This window comes from Aquirufa sp. ROCK-SH2, from assembly GCF_054558315.1.
Window position 1 is genome coordinate 55,353 of record NZ_JBPXKB010000004.1, and the last position, 16,584, is coordinate 71,936.

Annotated in this window: 9 protein-coding genes; 7 read left to right on the plus strand and 2 right to left on the minus strand. The window is 35.5% G+C overall.

The window, feature by feature from the left end:
- Positions 1-22: 22 nt before the first annotated feature.
- Together V7S79_RS10075 and V7S79_RS10080 are read right to left on the minus strand one after the other, a co-directional pair.
- A complete protein-coding gene (locus V7S79_RS10075; RefSeq protein ID WP_459490463.1) occupies positions 23-571 on the minus strand; it encodes a nuclear transport factor 2 family protein in 549 nt (182 codons plus the stop codon).
- A 32-nt stretch (positions 572-603) separates the two neighbouring features.
- Positions 604-1,833: a serine hydrolase domain-containing protein gene (locus tag V7S79_RS10080; RefSeq protein WP_459490464.1), complete on the minus strand. Its 1,230-nt coding sequence runs from the start codon at positions 1,831-1,833 to the stop codon at positions 604-606.
- A 123-nt stretch (positions 1,834-1,956) separates the two neighbouring features.
- Here V7S79_RS10080 and yidD point away from each other — a divergent pair, with 123 nt between their 5' ends.
- From yidD to V7S79_RS10115, 7 genes are all read left to right on the plus strand, one after another.
- Entirely contained in the window at positions 1,957-2,178 is a 222-nt protein-coding gene (gene yidD, locus V7S79_RS10085; protein WP_459490465.1) for a membrane protein insertion efficiency factor YidD, read from the plus strand.
- A 663-nt stretch (positions 2,179-2,841) separates the two neighbouring features.
- Positions 2,842-5,853 carry a SusC/RagA family TonB-linked outer membrane protein gene (locus tag V7S79_RS10090; RefSeq protein WP_459490466.1) on the plus strand — a complete coding sequence of 1,004 codons (3,012 nt, stop codon included), beginning with the start codon at positions 2,842-2,844 and terminating at the stop codon, positions 5,851-5,853.
- An 18-nt stretch (positions 5,854-5,871) separates the two neighbouring features.
- On the plus strand, positions 5,872-7,365 hold the full coding sequence (locus tag V7S79_RS10095) for a RagB/SusD family nutrient uptake outer membrane protein (protein ID WP_459490467.1): 1,494 nt from the start codon (positions 5,872-5,874) through the stop codon (positions 7,363-7,365).
- 96 nt (positions 7,366-7,461) lie between these two features.
- Positions 7,462-8,043 carry a hypothetical protein gene (locus tag V7S79_RS10100; protein WP_459490468.1) on the plus strand — a complete coding sequence of 194 codons (582 nt, stop codon included), beginning with the start codon at positions 7,462-7,464 and terminating at the stop codon, positions 8,041-8,043.
- Positions 8,044-8,057: 14 nt separating this feature from the next.
- Positions 8,058-11,375 carry a VCBS repeat-containing protein gene (locus V7S79_RS10105; protein ID WP_459490469.1) on the plus strand — a complete coding sequence of 1,106 codons (3,318 nt, stop codon included), beginning with the start codon at positions 8,058-8,060 and terminating at the stop codon, positions 11,373-11,375.
- A gap of 6 nt (positions 11,376-11,381) precedes the next feature.
- The gene (locus V7S79_RS10110) at positions 11,382-14,702 is read left to right on the plus strand and encodes a VCBS repeat-containing protein (RefSeq protein ID WP_459490470.1); all 3,321 of its coding nucleotides are present in this window, start codon (positions 11,382-11,384) and stop codon (positions 14,700-14,702) included.
- A gap of 89 nt (positions 14,703-14,791) precedes the next feature.
- On the plus strand, positions 14,792-16,576 hold the full coding sequence (locus V7S79_RS10115; protein WP_459490471.1) for an acyl-CoA dehydrogenase: 1,785 nt from the start codon (positions 14,792-14,794) through the stop codon (positions 16,574-16,576).
- The last annotated feature ends 8 nt before the right edge of the window (positions 16,577-16,584 follow it).

Below are 16,584 nucleotides of genomic sequence, written 5' to 3' on the forward strand. Positions count from 1 at the left end.
AAATATATAAGTTTTAAAAGGCCTACCATCCATCATCTTTTTTCGATTTAGGAGCTGGAGCTGACGTCTTTTTAGGGCTAGTCCAATCATTGCTTGAATTAGCTTTAGGGGAATTAGCTTTTGAAGTAGTTGTATTCGTTGTATTTCCTTTCAGATTGGTAGTTAAATCTACTCGACTAAATACGCGACAAATAATTTTCCATTCATCGTTTACTTTCAATAGACTTAAAAGATCGATATATTTAAAATCATCAAAACTCAATTCGGTACTAGCTTGAGCTGAAATTCCAGCATAAGAATAGCTTATTAATTTGCTTGTCGCTTTTACACCACCTGTAGGTGTTTTGGAAATAAATGTTTTGACAGGGAAATCCTGAATTTTTCCAGTTGAATTATTGACTGTCCGAAGGACGGCAGCAGGGTGAAATGCTTTGTTGAGCAAGGCTGTGTCACCTTTGGTAATACCATCTAAATAATTGTAAACCGTATTTTTGATCAACTCATCTTCCGATTGAGCGCTCAATAATTGTGGTAAACAAAAGACCAATAATGTTAGTAATATCCCTTTCATAAATGTTTTCATCTTATTTAGTGTTTGTAATGTTAATTTCCTCCATTCGTAAATTCAAGGGGTAAAGGTTCTCCTTTCATAAAGAAAGCAGCTTTTTCCGGGTATAAAATGGATTGTGCTATGTTGATTTTTCCCAAGGAATGATTGGCCATGTTACCCAAGATGATGATAGCAGAATTGTCTTTTGCATTGTGCAAATAGTAATTTTTGAAACCATGCCACCAGCCAGTATGGTAAGTTAGCCATTCTCCATTCTCTAGTTGAGTTAATCTCCAACCAAAACCATAATTTTTGGGTAACATTTTTGGGCTGATGTGTTGCGGAGTAAATGCTTCAGCCAATGTCGTTAATTTAACTAGTTTTTCCTCATTCAAGGCCATATCCCAATGGTGCATGTCTTCTACGGTGGAATAAATTCCTTTGTCGCCAACGACACCATCCAAGTGATCAAAAGCTACTACTGCGGGGCCTCCTCTTCTAGGAGAATAACCAGTGGCTGCATTTTTTAACATTTCAGGATGCATGGGGTCATACACAAAGGTTTCGTGCATATCTGAAGGGTCGAAAATATTTTGCTTGAGATAGGCTCTGAAATTTTGCCCACTTAATTTTTCAACGATGTATGCCAATAAAAGGTAATTTGTGTTGTTATAGCTGAATTTAGCATTTGGTCGATAATCGATTCTAGGTTTAAAGCGAATCATTAATTCAACCACTTTGCTATTAGTTAAAGGGATCTTTTTGTCGTAATATTTATCTAAACAATAGGCGTAATTAGGTAAGCCAGATTTATGAGTCAATAAACTTCTTATCGTAATAGAGCTATCATAAGGAAAATTAGGGATATGTCGATAAACAGGATCGTCATAATTTAAAAGATTTTTCTCTTTTAATTGCATGATGGCTACTGCCGTAAACTGTTTTGAAACAGAAGCTAATTGAAAATGCGTATGTGGCTTTATGGGGTCTTTGGTGAAATAATTTGCGTATCCGAAAGTCTTTTGGTAAATAACTTTTCCGTATTGAGAAATTAAAACTGCACCATTAAAGCCAGAGGTTTTATGTAATTTTTGAAAAAATGTATCCAGCTTGATGGCTTTTTGTTGAGCTACACTTGGATTGTACAATGCTGCAAGGCTATCGTTTTTTCTTTCAGCTTGACTCGAAAATTCGAACAAGTGGCCAGGCTGATGAGAGCACGCCACTAAGCCTATAATGATACAAAAGGAAAAAAGGAATATCGAATGAGTAAATGTTTTCACTGGAATAAAATTGAACTAGACAAAGCAAGATACTTTAAAAGCCTTTTTTTAACAAGTTAATTGAAAGGAAAATTAGTTTATTTTTTATCCTTACATTTGGAGCTTATTTATCATATAGATTGAATGAAGCAATTGTTGGTTCAAATTTTATTGATTCTTTTGAAGGTTTATCAAGGAATGATTTCTCCTTTTTTGCCAAACGCCTGCAGATACCAGCCAACCTGTTCGGAATATACGAAACAGGCATTAATGAAATATGGTTTATTAAAAGGCCTACAATTAGCTATCAAAAGAATTTTCTCTTGCCACCCTTGGGGAAGAAGCGGCCATGATCCGGTACCTTGAGAGAAGAGAGAAAAATAGGTAAAAGGTAAGAGGTAATAGGTAAAAGTGTTTTCTTACCTCTTACCTCTTACCTCTTACCTCTTACCTCTTACCTCTTACCTCTTACCTCTTACCTCTTACATCCTATTCCTCTCTTCTCTTTTCTCTCCTCTCTTTTCTAAGGTGTAACAGAGTAGCACAGTTGGTAAATTTTTAAAATTGGATTATTTTAATAAGCATTTTTATTAAATATGTTTAATTCGGAAATATATTGCAGAAAAAAAATGTAAAAAAATAAAAAAATATTTTGTATTGAAAAAATACAATATCTTGATTCTGTTTATTCGTTGATTTTGATTTTTTTTGGTAAAAAAAGCCATTTAAAATTGAATATTTATAGTTTTTAAATTTTTCTAATAATCAGTACTACACTGTGCTAATTTTCTTACAATTCTATTTTTCGTACAATTTTTAGTCGACAAATTTACTTTCTGTAACGTGGGAGCATTTTTTTATATGAATTTTCTTGTTTTTTTTTGCAACGGTTTTGAAGTAGACTGTTATGTCTTTTGAACAGTTTTCTACGGATGTACTCAATACAAAGTAAATTATGAAACAAAGCTTGCCCTCTACACAAAACCATGAAGTATTTATTCATTCATTTAAACCCTTAATTTTTCACTTATGATTCATTCTTACGAAAGAGTGGATCGCCTTGTGCGATCGGGTGCAAGTAAGCTGAGCTTTTCTAAAGTATTCAGTCTTGCTATTGCGCTTTTAATTTCCTTGGGTGCATTTGCTCAAGATGTGGTTACAGGAAAGGTTACTGATGCTGCTGACGGCTCAGGAATTCCTGGTGTTTCAATTGCGGTTAAAGGTACTACTAAAGGTACTCAAACTGACGTTAACGGAACTTACAAAGTAAACGCTGCTAAAGGTGCTACTTTGGTATTTAGTTTTGTTGGTTATGTTAAAAAAGAAGTAGTAGTTGGTTCTTCAACTATTAACGTGTCATTATCTGCTGATAACAAAGCTTTGGAAGAAGTTGTTGTGGTAGGTTATGGTACTGTTAAGAAAAAGGATTTGACTGGTGCTGTTACAACAATCGGTACAAAGGATTTCCAAAAAGGTATCGTTACTTCTCCAGAGCAATTATTACAAGGTCGTGTAGCTGGTGTTCAGATTACACAATCAAGTGGTGAGCCAGGTGGAGGAATCAACGTACGTATTCGTGGTACATCTTCTGTTTATGGTGGTAACCAACCTTTATTCGTAATCGACGGAGTACCTCTTTCATCTGATGCAACTGCAGGTGGTGTATCTGGTACATCTTTAGGTTCTCAACCTCCAAAAAACCCTTTAAACTTCTTGAATCCTAATGATATCCAAAGCATTGACATCTTAAAAGATGCTTCTGCAACGGCTATTTATGGTTCTCGTGGTGCGAATGGTGTTGTGATTGTAACAACTAAAAAAGGAACAGGAAAAGGATCTTTGAACTATGATGTATCTTTCGGTATTTCTACTATCACGAAGAAATACGATTTGTTAAGTGCTGAGGAGTATGCAAAAGTTGCTTTACCTGCTCAAAACTTAGGATCTAAAACAGATTGGCAAAATGAGTTATTCAGAACAGCTATCACTAAACAACATAATTTATCTTATGGTGGTGGTGATGCAACTGGTAACTACCGTGTTTCTTATGGTATCTTAGATCAAGAGGGTATCATCAAGCGTTCTTCCGTAAAAAGAAATAACTTGTCTTTTTCAGGTGGAAAGAAATTCTTCGGAGATCGTTTGAATTTGAATTCTAACTTAACTGTTTCAAGTTCAGAAGATTCAGGTTTGCCAAATGGTCAAAACTCAGGTTTTGAAGGTGATTTATTAGGTGGTGTTTTGAAATCAAACCCAACTATGCCAGTAAGAAATGGTGATGGAACTTTCTATCAATATTCAACTGCTGAATTAAACCCAATTGCTTTATTGAACTTATCAAAAGATAACACTTACACTTTACGTGCTTTGGGTAACTTCAACGCTGAATTACAAATTGCTAAAGGTTTGAAATTCAAAACGGTTGTTGGTTTTGATCAATCTATGTCTACTCGTAAAGCAGCTTTCTCTAAAGACTTAGTTGTTTCAGGTATCAAAGATAAAGGCCGTGCTTCTATCGCAGATATTTATACAAACAATCAATTATGGGAGAACTATTTCACTTATGACAAAGATTTCTCAGGAATTACTTTAAATGCAATGGCGGGTTATTCTTACCAATCATTTGCTTACGAAGGAAAGAACATTCAAGCAACGAACTTCAGAACGAATGATTTGGACATCATGTTAAACAACATGGCTTCTACTCAATTCGGTTCAGGTAAAGTAGGTGCTTTCGTTTCTAATTCATTTGGAACAAAAGACGAATTACAATCTTATTTCGGACGTGCTAACGTATCAATCAACGACAAGTATTTATTGACTGCTACTTTACGTGTGGATGGTTCTTCTAAATTTGGTGGTTCAAACAAATATGGTTATTTCCCATCATTTGCTGCTAAATGGAAATTATTGAAAGAAGATTTCATGCCGAAAGATATCTTTGATGATTTAGCTTTACGTGTTGGTTATGGTGTAACTGGTAACCAAAATATTCCTCACAACTTATATGATCAACGTGATCGTTATTCTGATTGGGGAACTAACAACGATGCTCAAGAAATTACAGGTGGTGGTTTAAACCCAGTAACTTTCTCTAACCCTAACTTGAAATGGGAAACTACAGCATCTACCAACTTTGGTATTGATTTTGCTATCTTGAAAAACCGTTTAAGCGGTTCAATTGAGTACTACCAGAAGAATACAAAAGATTTGTTATTCCAAGTAATCTCTGCTCAACCAGCTCCAACTCCATTTGCTTGGAAAAACTTGGATACTGATATTGAGAACAAAGGGGTTGAGGTTAACTTAACTGGTATCATCGTTGATAACGCTAACTTTACTTGGGAAGCATTATTAAACGTTGCTCAAAACTCAAACATGGTTAAAAACTTAGGTGGTGTTTACGATACAGGTGAAATTTCAGGTCAAGGTTTGACAGGTGCTTTTGCTCAACGTATTGCTGCTGGTCAACCATTGTTCTCTTTCTTCTTACGTGAGTTTGGTGGATTTGATGCAACTGGTAACTCAATTTACCCATCAGGTGACTTCCAAAAATTCGTTGGAATGTCTGCATTGCCAACTTTAACAGGAGGTTTGACAAATAACTTCAAATACAAAAACTTTGATTTAAGTTTATTCTTCAACGGAGTATTTGGAAATTATATTTATTCAAACACTGCTAATGCTTACTTCACTAAGGGAGCTTTGAACAACGGACGTAACGTTACTCGTAATGTAGTTGGTTTAACGGAAGGTGCTTACAATGCTCCAGAAGTATCAACTCGTTTCATCGAGAAAGGTGATTTCGTTCGTCTTCAAAACTTAACTTTAGGATACAAAGTTCCTACAAAAGGTAAAGTATTGTCAGGTCTTCGCGTGTATGTGTCTGGTCAAAACGTATTGACTTTCACAAACTACTCAGGTCAAGATCCTGAGGTTAGCACAAACAAGTCGATCAATGGTATCTCATCTGCAGGTATCGATTATCAGGCTTACCCTCGTGCAACTACTTGGACAGTTGGTGCTAATTTTTCATTCTAATTTATTAATCAAAAAAAAATGAAAAGATATATTTTATTAAGTGTTTTCGCGGGACTTTCTTTAGCTTCAGTTACGTCTTGTACTGATTTAGAAGTAAAAGAAATTGATTCAATAAAGCGTGTTTCAACTGGTTCAGGTTATACACCAGGTAATGCTACTCAATTGTTAGAGTCGGCATATAAATCTTTGTCTACATTCAACGGACAAGATAATATTTATGCATTAGGTCAACATACTACTGCTGAAATGATTCCTCCTACACGTGGTGTGGATTGGGGTGATAATGGAGTTTGGAGAACCTTGGATCAACATACTTGGGATGCCACTCACTCATGGAACCAAAATGCTTGGAATGGTTTACACTCAAACGTATTTAAGTGTAATGAAATCTTAGCAGCTAGTCCATCTACATTACAAGCTGCTGAAGCTAAATTCATTCGTGCATTATTTATGTACTATGCAATGGATTTCTGGGGACAAGTTCCATTCAGACAAGTAACTGAAGGTGTAAATGATAATCCAAAAGTATTAACTCGTTCTGAGGCTTTTGATTTTATTGTGAAAGATTTGACAGAAGCATTACCTGCTTTGCCAAGTTTCGGTCCTGCTGGAACAACTGGAAAAGCATCTAAAGCAGCTGCTAATTTCTTGTTAGCTAAATTGTATTTGAACAAAGCGGTTTACAAAGGTGCACCAGCATTGTCTTATACGTTTGATAACGCAGATATGGCGAAAGTTGTATCTTATGTAGATGCTATCACTGCTGATGGTTTTACATTTGATTCAGATTATTTCAACATCTTCTCTAAGAATTCTCAATCTGAGATCATCTTGAAGGTAGATGAAGGAGATGCTTCAACTCGTTATTACATGACTTTACACTATGGTCAAGATCCTTCTGGTTGGAATGGTTTTGCAACTTTAGGTGATTTTTACAATACATTTGATGCTTCTGATGCACGTCGTGGAAAAGCTCCAAAATTAGATGGAACTAAGTATGCAGGTATCGGTTGGGGATTCTTAAAAGGACCACAATTCAATGCTAATGGTACTCCATTGATCGATGAACGTTCTAAGAAACAATTGGATTTCTCTGCTGATGTTAAATTAGCTGGAGCTTTGACTCACGAAGGTATTCGTGTTATCAAATGGCACCCAACTGATGCTGGAAAAATGATTTTATTCCGTTATTCTGAAGCTGCTTTGATGAAAGCAGAAGCTTTAGTTCGTTCTGGAAAAGCTGCTGATGCTTTAACTTTAGTTAATGCAATGCGTGCTTCTCACGGTGCAACTGCTTTAGGTTCTATCACTGTTGATGGTATCTTCAAAGAGTGGGGTAACGAAATGTACTGGGAAGGTATGAAGCGTACAGTTGAAGTTCGTCATGGTAAATTTACTTCTGGAACTGGTGTTTTGGATAGCAAAAAATCTGACGTGAATACTTTATTGTACCCAATCCCTGCTTCTGCAGTTGTTTCGAATCCTAATTTGAAACAAAATCCAGGATATTAATAAATATTCATTTTATGAATGTGGGAAATGCTCGAATATTCGGGCATTTCCTTTTTTTACCAATTGTATTCATTGTAATTTTGCTTCATGTTAAAAATGAAATCAAAGGCTATTCTTTGCATTTTTTTATGCTTTTCTCTTTCTGTTTTTTTCTTTGCATGTCAATCCAATGAAATGGATTTGTCAAATGTTGAAAAGGAATTAAAGCAAATGAAAGATCATCAAGCTAAAGTTATAGTCAAAATAGATGGTCAAAAATTTTATTCCGATACAACTATTTTTACAGGTAGTGTTCAATTGCGCTCATCTTCCATTCGTGCAAATCTGTATGACTCCAAAAGAAGTAATGTGATTTTTTCTGTCATGGAAAACGATTGGTTTCGGAAAAAGAAGAAAGTATTTCAAGTTAAAAATGGTGAAACTACTAGTGTTAATGTATTAGTAGGGAAAATAACCGATGCACTTAAAAACAAAGGTTTAGGCTATTTGTTTGTTAATGGGGAATGCGAAATTATCAGCTTTAATAAAGAACAATTAGTGGCTAAATTTGAAGGTTTGACAGCCGAATATATGTCGATGTCAGATCAAAATAAATGGCAAAAAATACAAGGCCTAATCATTATAAAAAAACCAGATTATCAGTTGATGGAATTGACAGAAACTGAAATTTTTCCTTAAAATAATTACTTGGAATGAAATTACTTAACCTGATTTTTGGACTTTCAGTCGTTTTATTTTTTACCCTTTCGTGCAATGGACCTAAAGGGGATGCCTTGTTCGAATTAATGGATGGGAGCGATACGGGTATTGATTTTCAAAATCAAGTTAAAAATAGAGAAGACTTCAATATCTTTAATTACCGTAATTTTTACAATGGTGGTGGTGTAGGTGTTGGAGACCTCAACAATGATGGCCTTGTGGATGTGTTTTTTACCTCCAACATGGGCTCAAACAAATTATACATCAACAAAGGAAATTGGAAGTTTGAAGATATAACTACTCAAGCGGGAATAAGTGGCAAAGGTAAATGGGGTACAGGAGTCGTGATGGTCGACATCAATCAAGATGGATTATTGGATATTTATGTGTGTAATGCGGGGTATCAAAAAGGGATTCCACAAGGGAATGACTTGTACATCAATCAAGGGAATTTGAAATTTGTCGAATCTGCAAAAAAATATGGTTTAGATGATCCTGGATACACAACTCACGCTGCTTTTTTAGATTATGACAAAGATGGTGATCTTGATTGCTACATATTAAACAATAGTTTCATTCCTGTTAATACCCTCAATTATTCCAATAAGCGCGAATTACGTGCGGAAGATTGGCCAGTCAAAGATTTCTTGAAAGGTGGAGGAGATAGATTGTTAAGAAATGATGCTGGAAAATTCGTGGATGTGACCAAAGATGCTGGAATTTATTCTTCCTTAATCGGCTTTGGTTTGGGAGTTTTGGTTGGGGATGTGAACAATGACAATTATCCTGATATTTATGTTTCCAATGATTTTTTTGAAAAGGATTATTTATATATCAATCAAAAAAATGGAAAATTTAAAGAGGAGATCGAGGATCGAATGGATCATTTAAGTATCGCTTCGATGGGTGCGGATATGGCAGACATTAACAATGATGGTAAACAGGAAATTTTTACTACAGAAATGTTACCAAGGGCGGAAGAACGCTTAAAAACAACCACTTCATTTGAGAATCATTATGTGGCTAGATTAAAAAAAGACCTAGGTTTTTATCATCAACTACAACAAAATTGCCTTCAATACAACAATGGTGACGGTTCCTTTAGTGAAATAGCCAACTATGCAGGCGTCAATGCCAGTGACTGGTCTTGGGGTGCTTTGATGTTTGATGCAGACAATGATGGATACAATGATATTTATGTATCCAATGGGATTTATCACGATGTGATCAATCAGGATTTTATTGACTTTTTTGCCAATGATTTAGCCCAAAAGATGGTGATGTCTAAAAATAAAACCAAAATGGACGATATTATTAACAAAATGCCATCCAATCCAATTGCCAATAATTTCTTTCACAATAATAAAAATCTAACTTTCTCTGAATCCGGTTCTGAATTTGGATTTGATACGCCTTCATTTTCCAATGGATCCGCTTATGCCGATTTAGATAATGATGGTGATCTTGACCTTTTAGTGAATAATGTTAATCAACCTTGTTTTGTTTATCAAAATCATTCTGAAAAAAAGAAAGTGGATCATCATTTTGTTCAAATTGTGCTAAAAGGAGATAAATCAAATCAATTTGCTATTGGTTCTCAAATTCAAATTTTCGCGAATAAGCAAATTTTTTCAAGGTATATAGCTCCTTCTAGAGGTTTCCAATCAAGTACTGAATACAAGCAAACCATTGGCTTAGGGAATCATTCTAAAATTGATTCTATCCAAGTTGTTTGGCCCAATGGCTCAATGACTGTGATTCATTCTCCAAAAACAGATAAGCTCCATAAAATTGACATTTCATCTGCTCAAAATCCTAATGCGAAAGTCAAAGAGCAAACTGGAAAATCCATTTTTTCAATGGTTCAAAATACCTTGGATTCACACATTGAAAATCCTTACGAAGATTTTTATAACGAGAGAAATATCCCATACATGATCTCCGCGGAAGGTCCAAGAGCTTGTGCAGGCGATGTCAATAAGGATGGTAAAACAGATGTGTTTATAGGTGGTGCCAAAAATCAAGCGAGTCAATTATACCTTGGTACAAGTACCGGATTTACGTCTAAACCTCAACAAGTTTTTAAGAATTTGGCTTATTTTGAAAACACCTATTCTACTTTTTTTGATGCGGATAAGGATGGCGATTTAGACTTGTATTATGGAGTAGGTGGAAATGAAGCAGATGCCAATTCCCGAGATTATGTTGATCAATTGTTGTTGAATGATGGAAAAGGGAATTTTTCAATTGCATCTGGTAACCTACCATTTAAAAATACCAATTGTGCTTTTGCGAAGCCTTTCGATATCGATAACGATGGCGACTTAGATTTGTTAGTAGGGAGTAGAAGTGTACCCAAACAGTTTGGTTTACCAGCTGATTCCTATTTATGGATCAATAATGGTGCAGGCAAATTCAGCGATGAAACTAGCAAATTAGCGCCAGACCTGAAACAACTAGGAATGGTCAAAGATGCCTGTTTCATTGATTTAAACAAAGACAAAAAAAATGAAATTGTCATCATTGGTGAGTGGATGGCTCCTGCAACTTTTTACATAGAAGGTGGTAAATTGATTAAAAAAGCTAATTCTTTGGATAAGCTAAATGGAATGTGGTCTGCCATAGCTACTGCTGATTTAAATCAAGATGGTCAAGCCGATTTAGTTCTTGGAAATATTGGTCAAAATTCGTCTTGTTTTGCTGCCAATCTATTGCCGGTGAAAGTTTGGAATTATGATTTTGATAACAACGGGACAAATGATAAAATTTTGACCAAATCCATTAATAAAGAAGATGTTCCCTACTTTTTGAAGAGAGAAATTGCAGAGCAATTTCCAGCCTTGAAAAAAGAAAATCTATCGCATGGTGATTATGCAAAAAGAATCTTGAGTGATTTGTTTCCTAAAGGAATCATCGATTTGGCTAAGAAAGTTCAAGTAGATTTTAACCAATCCATCATTGCTTTATCCAAAGGTAATGGGCAATTTGAGATCATTGATTTACCAGCCGAGGCTCAATTTTCAAGTGTTCAAGCACTTTATTGTCGTGATTTTAACAAAGATGGACAGATAGATATTTTGACTGCTGGTAATTCAACACATTTTATTCCGATGTTTGGCCGTTTGGATGCGAATAAAAGTGCTCTATTCCTAAATCAAGGCAAAGGTCAAATGAAATTCTTTCCAAATGCACAATCGGGTATGTATTTAAAAGGGGAAGTAAAACAATTTTTGCCGATTCAAATGAATCAAAAGGATTGTATCATTTCATTGATTAATCATTCGAAACCTGTTATTTTTTCTATCAATTAATTGACTATGATGAGGAAACTGCTTGCTGGATTTTTGCTCTACTTTTTCATAGTTGCTTGTTCCAACAAAAAGGAATCATTACCGCTTTTTCGTTTATTGAATTCCGATCAAACAGGTTTGGATTTCTCCAATGATTTGATTCCCAACAATCAAAAAAACATTTTCACCTACATGTATTTTTACAATGGAGGTGGAATTGGTGCCGGAGATTTAAACAATGATGGTTTAATTGATGTGTGTTACACTTCCAATTTGGGAGAAAATAAATTATTCATCAATAAAGGGAAGTTAAAGTTCAAAGACGTTTCAAAGCAAAGTAATTTCAATCAAAATAAAACTTGGTCCAACGGAGTTTCCATTGTTGATATTAATCAGGATGGTTTATTGGATATTTATGTTTCACAAGCGGCTGGATTTGATTTTTTGAAAGGGCATAATTTACTATATGTGTGTCAAGAAATCACCAAGGACGGTGTTCCAATTTACTCAGAAAAATCGCAGGAATTTGGTTTAGATGTGGCAGCCCTTGGGACGCAGGCAGCTTTTTTTGATCAGGATTTGGATGGAGATTTAGATTGTTTTTTATTGAATCACTCTGTTCATCAAAATGGAACATTCGGTTTTAGATCTAATTTTCAAGGTAAATTCCATCCATTGGCTGGTGATCGATATTTGGAGAATAAAGGAGGAAAATACGTAGATAAAACGGCTGAATCAGGAATTATTAGTGATGTTTTAGGTTATGGATTGGGTCTTGCGGTTTCGGACATCAATTTAGATGGTTATCCAGATATGTATATCGGAAACGATTTTCATGAAAATGATTATTTGTACATCAATAACCAAAAAGGTGGATTCTCTGAAAATTTAGAGAAATCCATGATGCATACGTCCCAGTTTTCTATGGGTATTGATATTGCAGATATTAACTCAGATGCCTATCCAGAGATTATTTCCTTGGACATGTTACCCAATGACCGAGAAATTTTAAAGCGTTCAGAGGGGGAGGATTCTTACAATATTTTTCAATACAAAATACGCCAAGGTTACAACCATCAATTTGCTCGAAATAATTTACAATTCAACCGAGGTAGTAGTGGAAAGTTTTCTGAAATAGGCTTAATGTCAGGCGTTTATGCAACGGATTGGTCATGGTCACCTTTGTTTTTTGATTTTCAAAATGATGGTTTAAGAGATTTATTCATTAGTAATGGAATCCCCAAGAGAATGAATGACATCGATTACATTCAATTTGTCTCCAATGAAGAAGTTCAAAAAAAGATTGAGCAGAAGAAAATAGATGAAAATGATCTTAGTTTGTCTGATTTGCTCCCAGAAATAAAATTACCCAATCGTTTTTTTACCAATCAAGGTGATTTGAAATTTGAAGATGCAGTTGAACAAATTGAAGGAAATGAAAATTCATTTTCAAATGGCGCGATTTATGCCGATTTAGATAATGACGGAGACTTGGATGTGGTTACTAATAATATCAACCAAAAATCTTTTGTGTATGAAAATTTGAGCCCATTTGTCCCTGGTAAATCTGATTATTTACGTATTAGTTTAAAGGGGCCTCAAGGTAATTTGAATGCCATTGGTGCCAAAGTTTGGGTGTTTTCCAAAGATGGTCTGAATGTCCAACAAAAGTTTCCAGTGCGGGGTTTTCAATCAAGTATGGAAATTCCAATGCACATGGGTTTGGGCAATGCTGCGAAAATTGATTCCATCGTTTTGGTTTGGCCAGATAATACATTTCAAAAAATTAATCCTAAATCTGATTTACGAAATCTAAAGATTGTTTACTGTAAAAATCTTCCCACGTTCAATTACAAGCAGTATTTAAAGTCGGTCAACTCTTCTTCCCCTTCTTTAAAGGAAATTACTCAAGAGGTAGGTTTGGATTTTGTTCACCAAGAAAATAATTACAATGAATTTGATCGGGAGGCATTGATTCCACATTTAGCTTCCGCAGAGGGTCCTGCTTTGGCAGTGGGTGATTTAAATGCTGATGGTCTTGAGGATGTGTTTTTAGGAGGAGCGCGTGATCAAATGGCAGGAGTTTTCTTGCAAAATAAATCTGCAAAGTTTGTTAAAAATAAATCTGCAGCCATTGAAAACGATCAATCGATGGAGGATGTTGATGCAATCATCGCAGATTTTACGGGGGATCATCGAAATGATTTATTTGTTTTGTCTGGTGGAAATGAATTTAGTGGTAATTCGGCTATGCTTTCGCCTCGATTGTACCTTAATCAAGTGGCTGGATTACAAAAAAATACCCATGCTTTTCCAGGGATTTTTGTAAATGGTTCAAAGGCCTTGGCTTTTGATTTCAATAAAGATGGATTTTTAGATATTGTAATTGGTGGTCGAGCAATCCCCTTTGAATATGGAAATGCCCCTCGTTCTTATTTCTTGAAAAATGATGGGAAAGGGAATTTTACCGATGTTACTTTCTCCATGGCACCTGAATTTAAAAATGTAGGTATGGTAAGAAATCTTGAACTCGTCGATATCGATAAGGATCATGATTTAGATATCATTGCAGCAGTTGAATGGGAAGGTATTTTGTGCTTTGAAAATAAATCCGGCAAATTCAAAAAGAAGGAAATTGGAACGGAAAAAGGATGGTGGACTGCAACGAAGACTATCGACGTAGATTTGGATGGTGATTTGGATATCATTGCTGGAAATTTAGGTCAAAATGCGCGTTTAAAGCCCAATGCAGAATTCCCCGTTCGTTTATACATAGGCGATTTTGATGCAAATCAAAAAATGGACCAGGTACTTTCCTATTATTTGGGTGGCGAAGAAATACCTTTTGCCAATAAAATGGAAATGGAAAAGCAGTTTCCAATCATTAAAAAAGAGTTTATCTATGCCAGGGATTTTGCTAAAGCGCGTATTAAGGACTTCATGGGTGGTAAATTTTTATCAGGTAAAGTGCTTGAAGCAACAGATTTTTCAAGTAAAATATTGATCAATGATGGGCATGGAAAATTTGAATCTCATCCATTACCTGTGCTCGCACAATTAAGTCCCATTCTGGCTATTCAAGAAATAGATCTCAACCATGATTCACTCCCTGATTTTATTTTGGGTGGAAATTTTTATCCCTGCAATATACAAATGGGAAGATATGATGCCGATTATGGGACAATCATGATTAACAAAGGAAAAGGTAGATTTGAGATCAAAACACAAAGTATGTTGAATATTTCTGGCCAAATTCGTCATATTTCTCCCATTCACATCAAGGATAAAACGGCTTATATTTTCGCAAAAAACAATGAGTCGGTGCAAGTATTAACCTGGCCCCAATAAAATTTTAAATTTCCTTTACATTCAAATAAAAGGTATGCTTGCATAACACTTTTTTTTTCTGCAAATTTGCTTCGACTAAATTTATAGCTATGGCAAAAGAATATGACCGCAGAAATCTCGATTTTATTTTAAAAGAAGTGTTGGATTTTGGACAACTTTGTAATCATTCTTATTACGCTGATTATACGCTTGATATGTTCGATATGGTGTTGGATTCAGCTGAGTCAATTGCTGACAAACACCTCCGCCCAAATTTTGTAGATGCAGATCGAAAGCAAGCTGAATTAATTGATGGAACAGTGCATGTCCATCCATCGGTGGAGGCTTATGTGAAGGAAATGGGCGAATCTGGCATGATTGGTGCTACATTTAGTTATGAAAAAGGGGGGCAGCAATTGCCTTCAATTGTTGGCGGAGCACATGAATTTATCCGCGGTGCCGCCAATAATTCCATTGTAATGTTTACGGGTTTGAGCAATGGAGCCGCTCATTTGATCGCCAGTTTTGGTTCTAAGGAATTACAAGAGCAATTTGTACCCAATATGCTTTCTGGCAGATGGACTGGAACCATGTGTTTAACAGAACCTCAAGCAGGTAGTTCATTGAACGATGTTTCCACGCAAGCGAAGGATTTAGGTAATGGGACATATTCCATCAAAGGTCAAAAAATATTCATTTCAGGAGGGGACAATCATTTTTCTGAAAATATTATTCATTTGGTTTTAGCTCGATTGGAGGGTGCACCCAAAGGTACCAAAGGTATTTCCTTATTTGTTGTTCCAAAAAATATTCAAAAAGAAGGTCAATGGGTGAATAACCAGGTTCTTTCCATGGGTTTATATCACAAAATGGGTCAAAAGGCAACTCCTGCTTTGCACTTGTCTTTTGGCGATAAAGGTGATTCTATTGGTTATTTGGTGGGTGAGCCGAATAAAGGATTGTCCTATATGTTTCAAATGATGAATGAGGCTCGTTTGGGTGTTGGAATGGGAGGGGCTTATATTGCCTCTGCTGCCTATCATTTTTCCAAACAATATGCCAATGAAAGAGCGCAAGGACGTATGTTGAAGAACAAAGATCCTGAAACACCTCCGACTTTAATTAAAAACCATCCTGATGTTCAACGAATGCTTTATTTTCAAAAAGCTATTTTTGAGGGAGCAATGGGACTTTTATTCCAATGTTTCATTTGGGATGATTTGTCAAAATGCTCTGAAGGGGAGGAAAAAGAAAATTATGAATTATTGTTAAATCTAATGACCCCCGTTGCCAAAACCTACCCAGCTGAAATGGGTTTGTTGGCGGTTAATCAAGGTCTTCAGGTCTTAGGTGGTTATGGCTATACAGAGGATTTTCCTTTGGAACAAATGGCCAGAGATTGCAGAATTATGTCCATTTATGAAGGAACAACGGGTATTCATGGATTAACCTTGTTGGGTCGTGAAATTCCTAGTCACCAAGGTAAAGCTTTGAAAATATTGTCAAAAATAATTTTGGAAGATGTCAATAAAGCATCAGGATTGAATCTATTAACCAAATACGCTGGAATTCTTCAAAAAGAATTGGATAATTTAGGTAAAATTACCTTACACAAATTAAGCATTGCAGCTCAAGGAAAAACTGATGAATTTTTGGCAGATTCCACCTTGTACATGGAGTTGTTTGGCTTGGTAATTGTGGCTTGGCAATGGTTGAAGCAAGGGACAATTGCAGCGGCCAAAATAAATGCTGGGGGGCTTTCTGCTGCAGATTTAGCATTTTATGAGGATAAACTTCATACAATGAAATTTTTCTATCATTATGAAGTACCCAAAGCTTTAGGTTTGAGCCAAAGATTGCTCGATTCAGAGATTTTAACCATCTTTGAAGATTAATTCATCAA

Excerpts from the sequence above, each read along its gene's own strand:
- V7S79_RS10075 (WP_459490463.1), bottom strand. The coding sequence starts at position 571 with ATGAAAGGGATATTACTAACATTATTGGTCTTTTGTTTACCACAATTA.
- yidD (WP_459490465.1), top strand. The coding sequence starts at position 1,957 with ATGAAGCAATTGTTGGTTCAAATTTTATTGATTCTTTTGAAGGTTTAT.
- V7S79_RS10090 (WP_459490466.1), top strand. The coding sequence starts at position 2,842 with ATGATTCATTCTTACGAAAGAGTGGATCGCCTTGTGCGATCGGGTGCA.
- V7S79_RS10095 (WP_459490467.1), top strand. The coding sequence starts at position 5,872 with ATGAAAAGATATATTTTATTAAGTGTTTTCGCGGGACTTTCTTTAGCT.
- V7S79_RS10100 (WP_459490468.1), top strand. The coding sequence starts at position 7,462 with ATGAAATCAAAGGCTATTCTTTGCATTTTTTTATGCTTTTCTCTTTCT.
- V7S79_RS10105 (WP_459490469.1), top strand. The coding sequence starts at position 8,058 with ATGAAATTACTTAACCTGATTTTTGGACTTTCAGTCGTTTTATTTTTT.
- V7S79_RS10110 (WP_459490470.1), top strand. The coding sequence starts at position 11,382 with ATGATGAGGAAACTGCTTGCTGGATTTTTGCTCTACTTTTTCATAGTT.
- V7S79_RS10115 (WP_459490471.1), top strand. The coding sequence starts at position 14,792 with ATGGCAAAAGAATATGACCGCAGAAATCTCGATTTTATTTTAAAAGAA.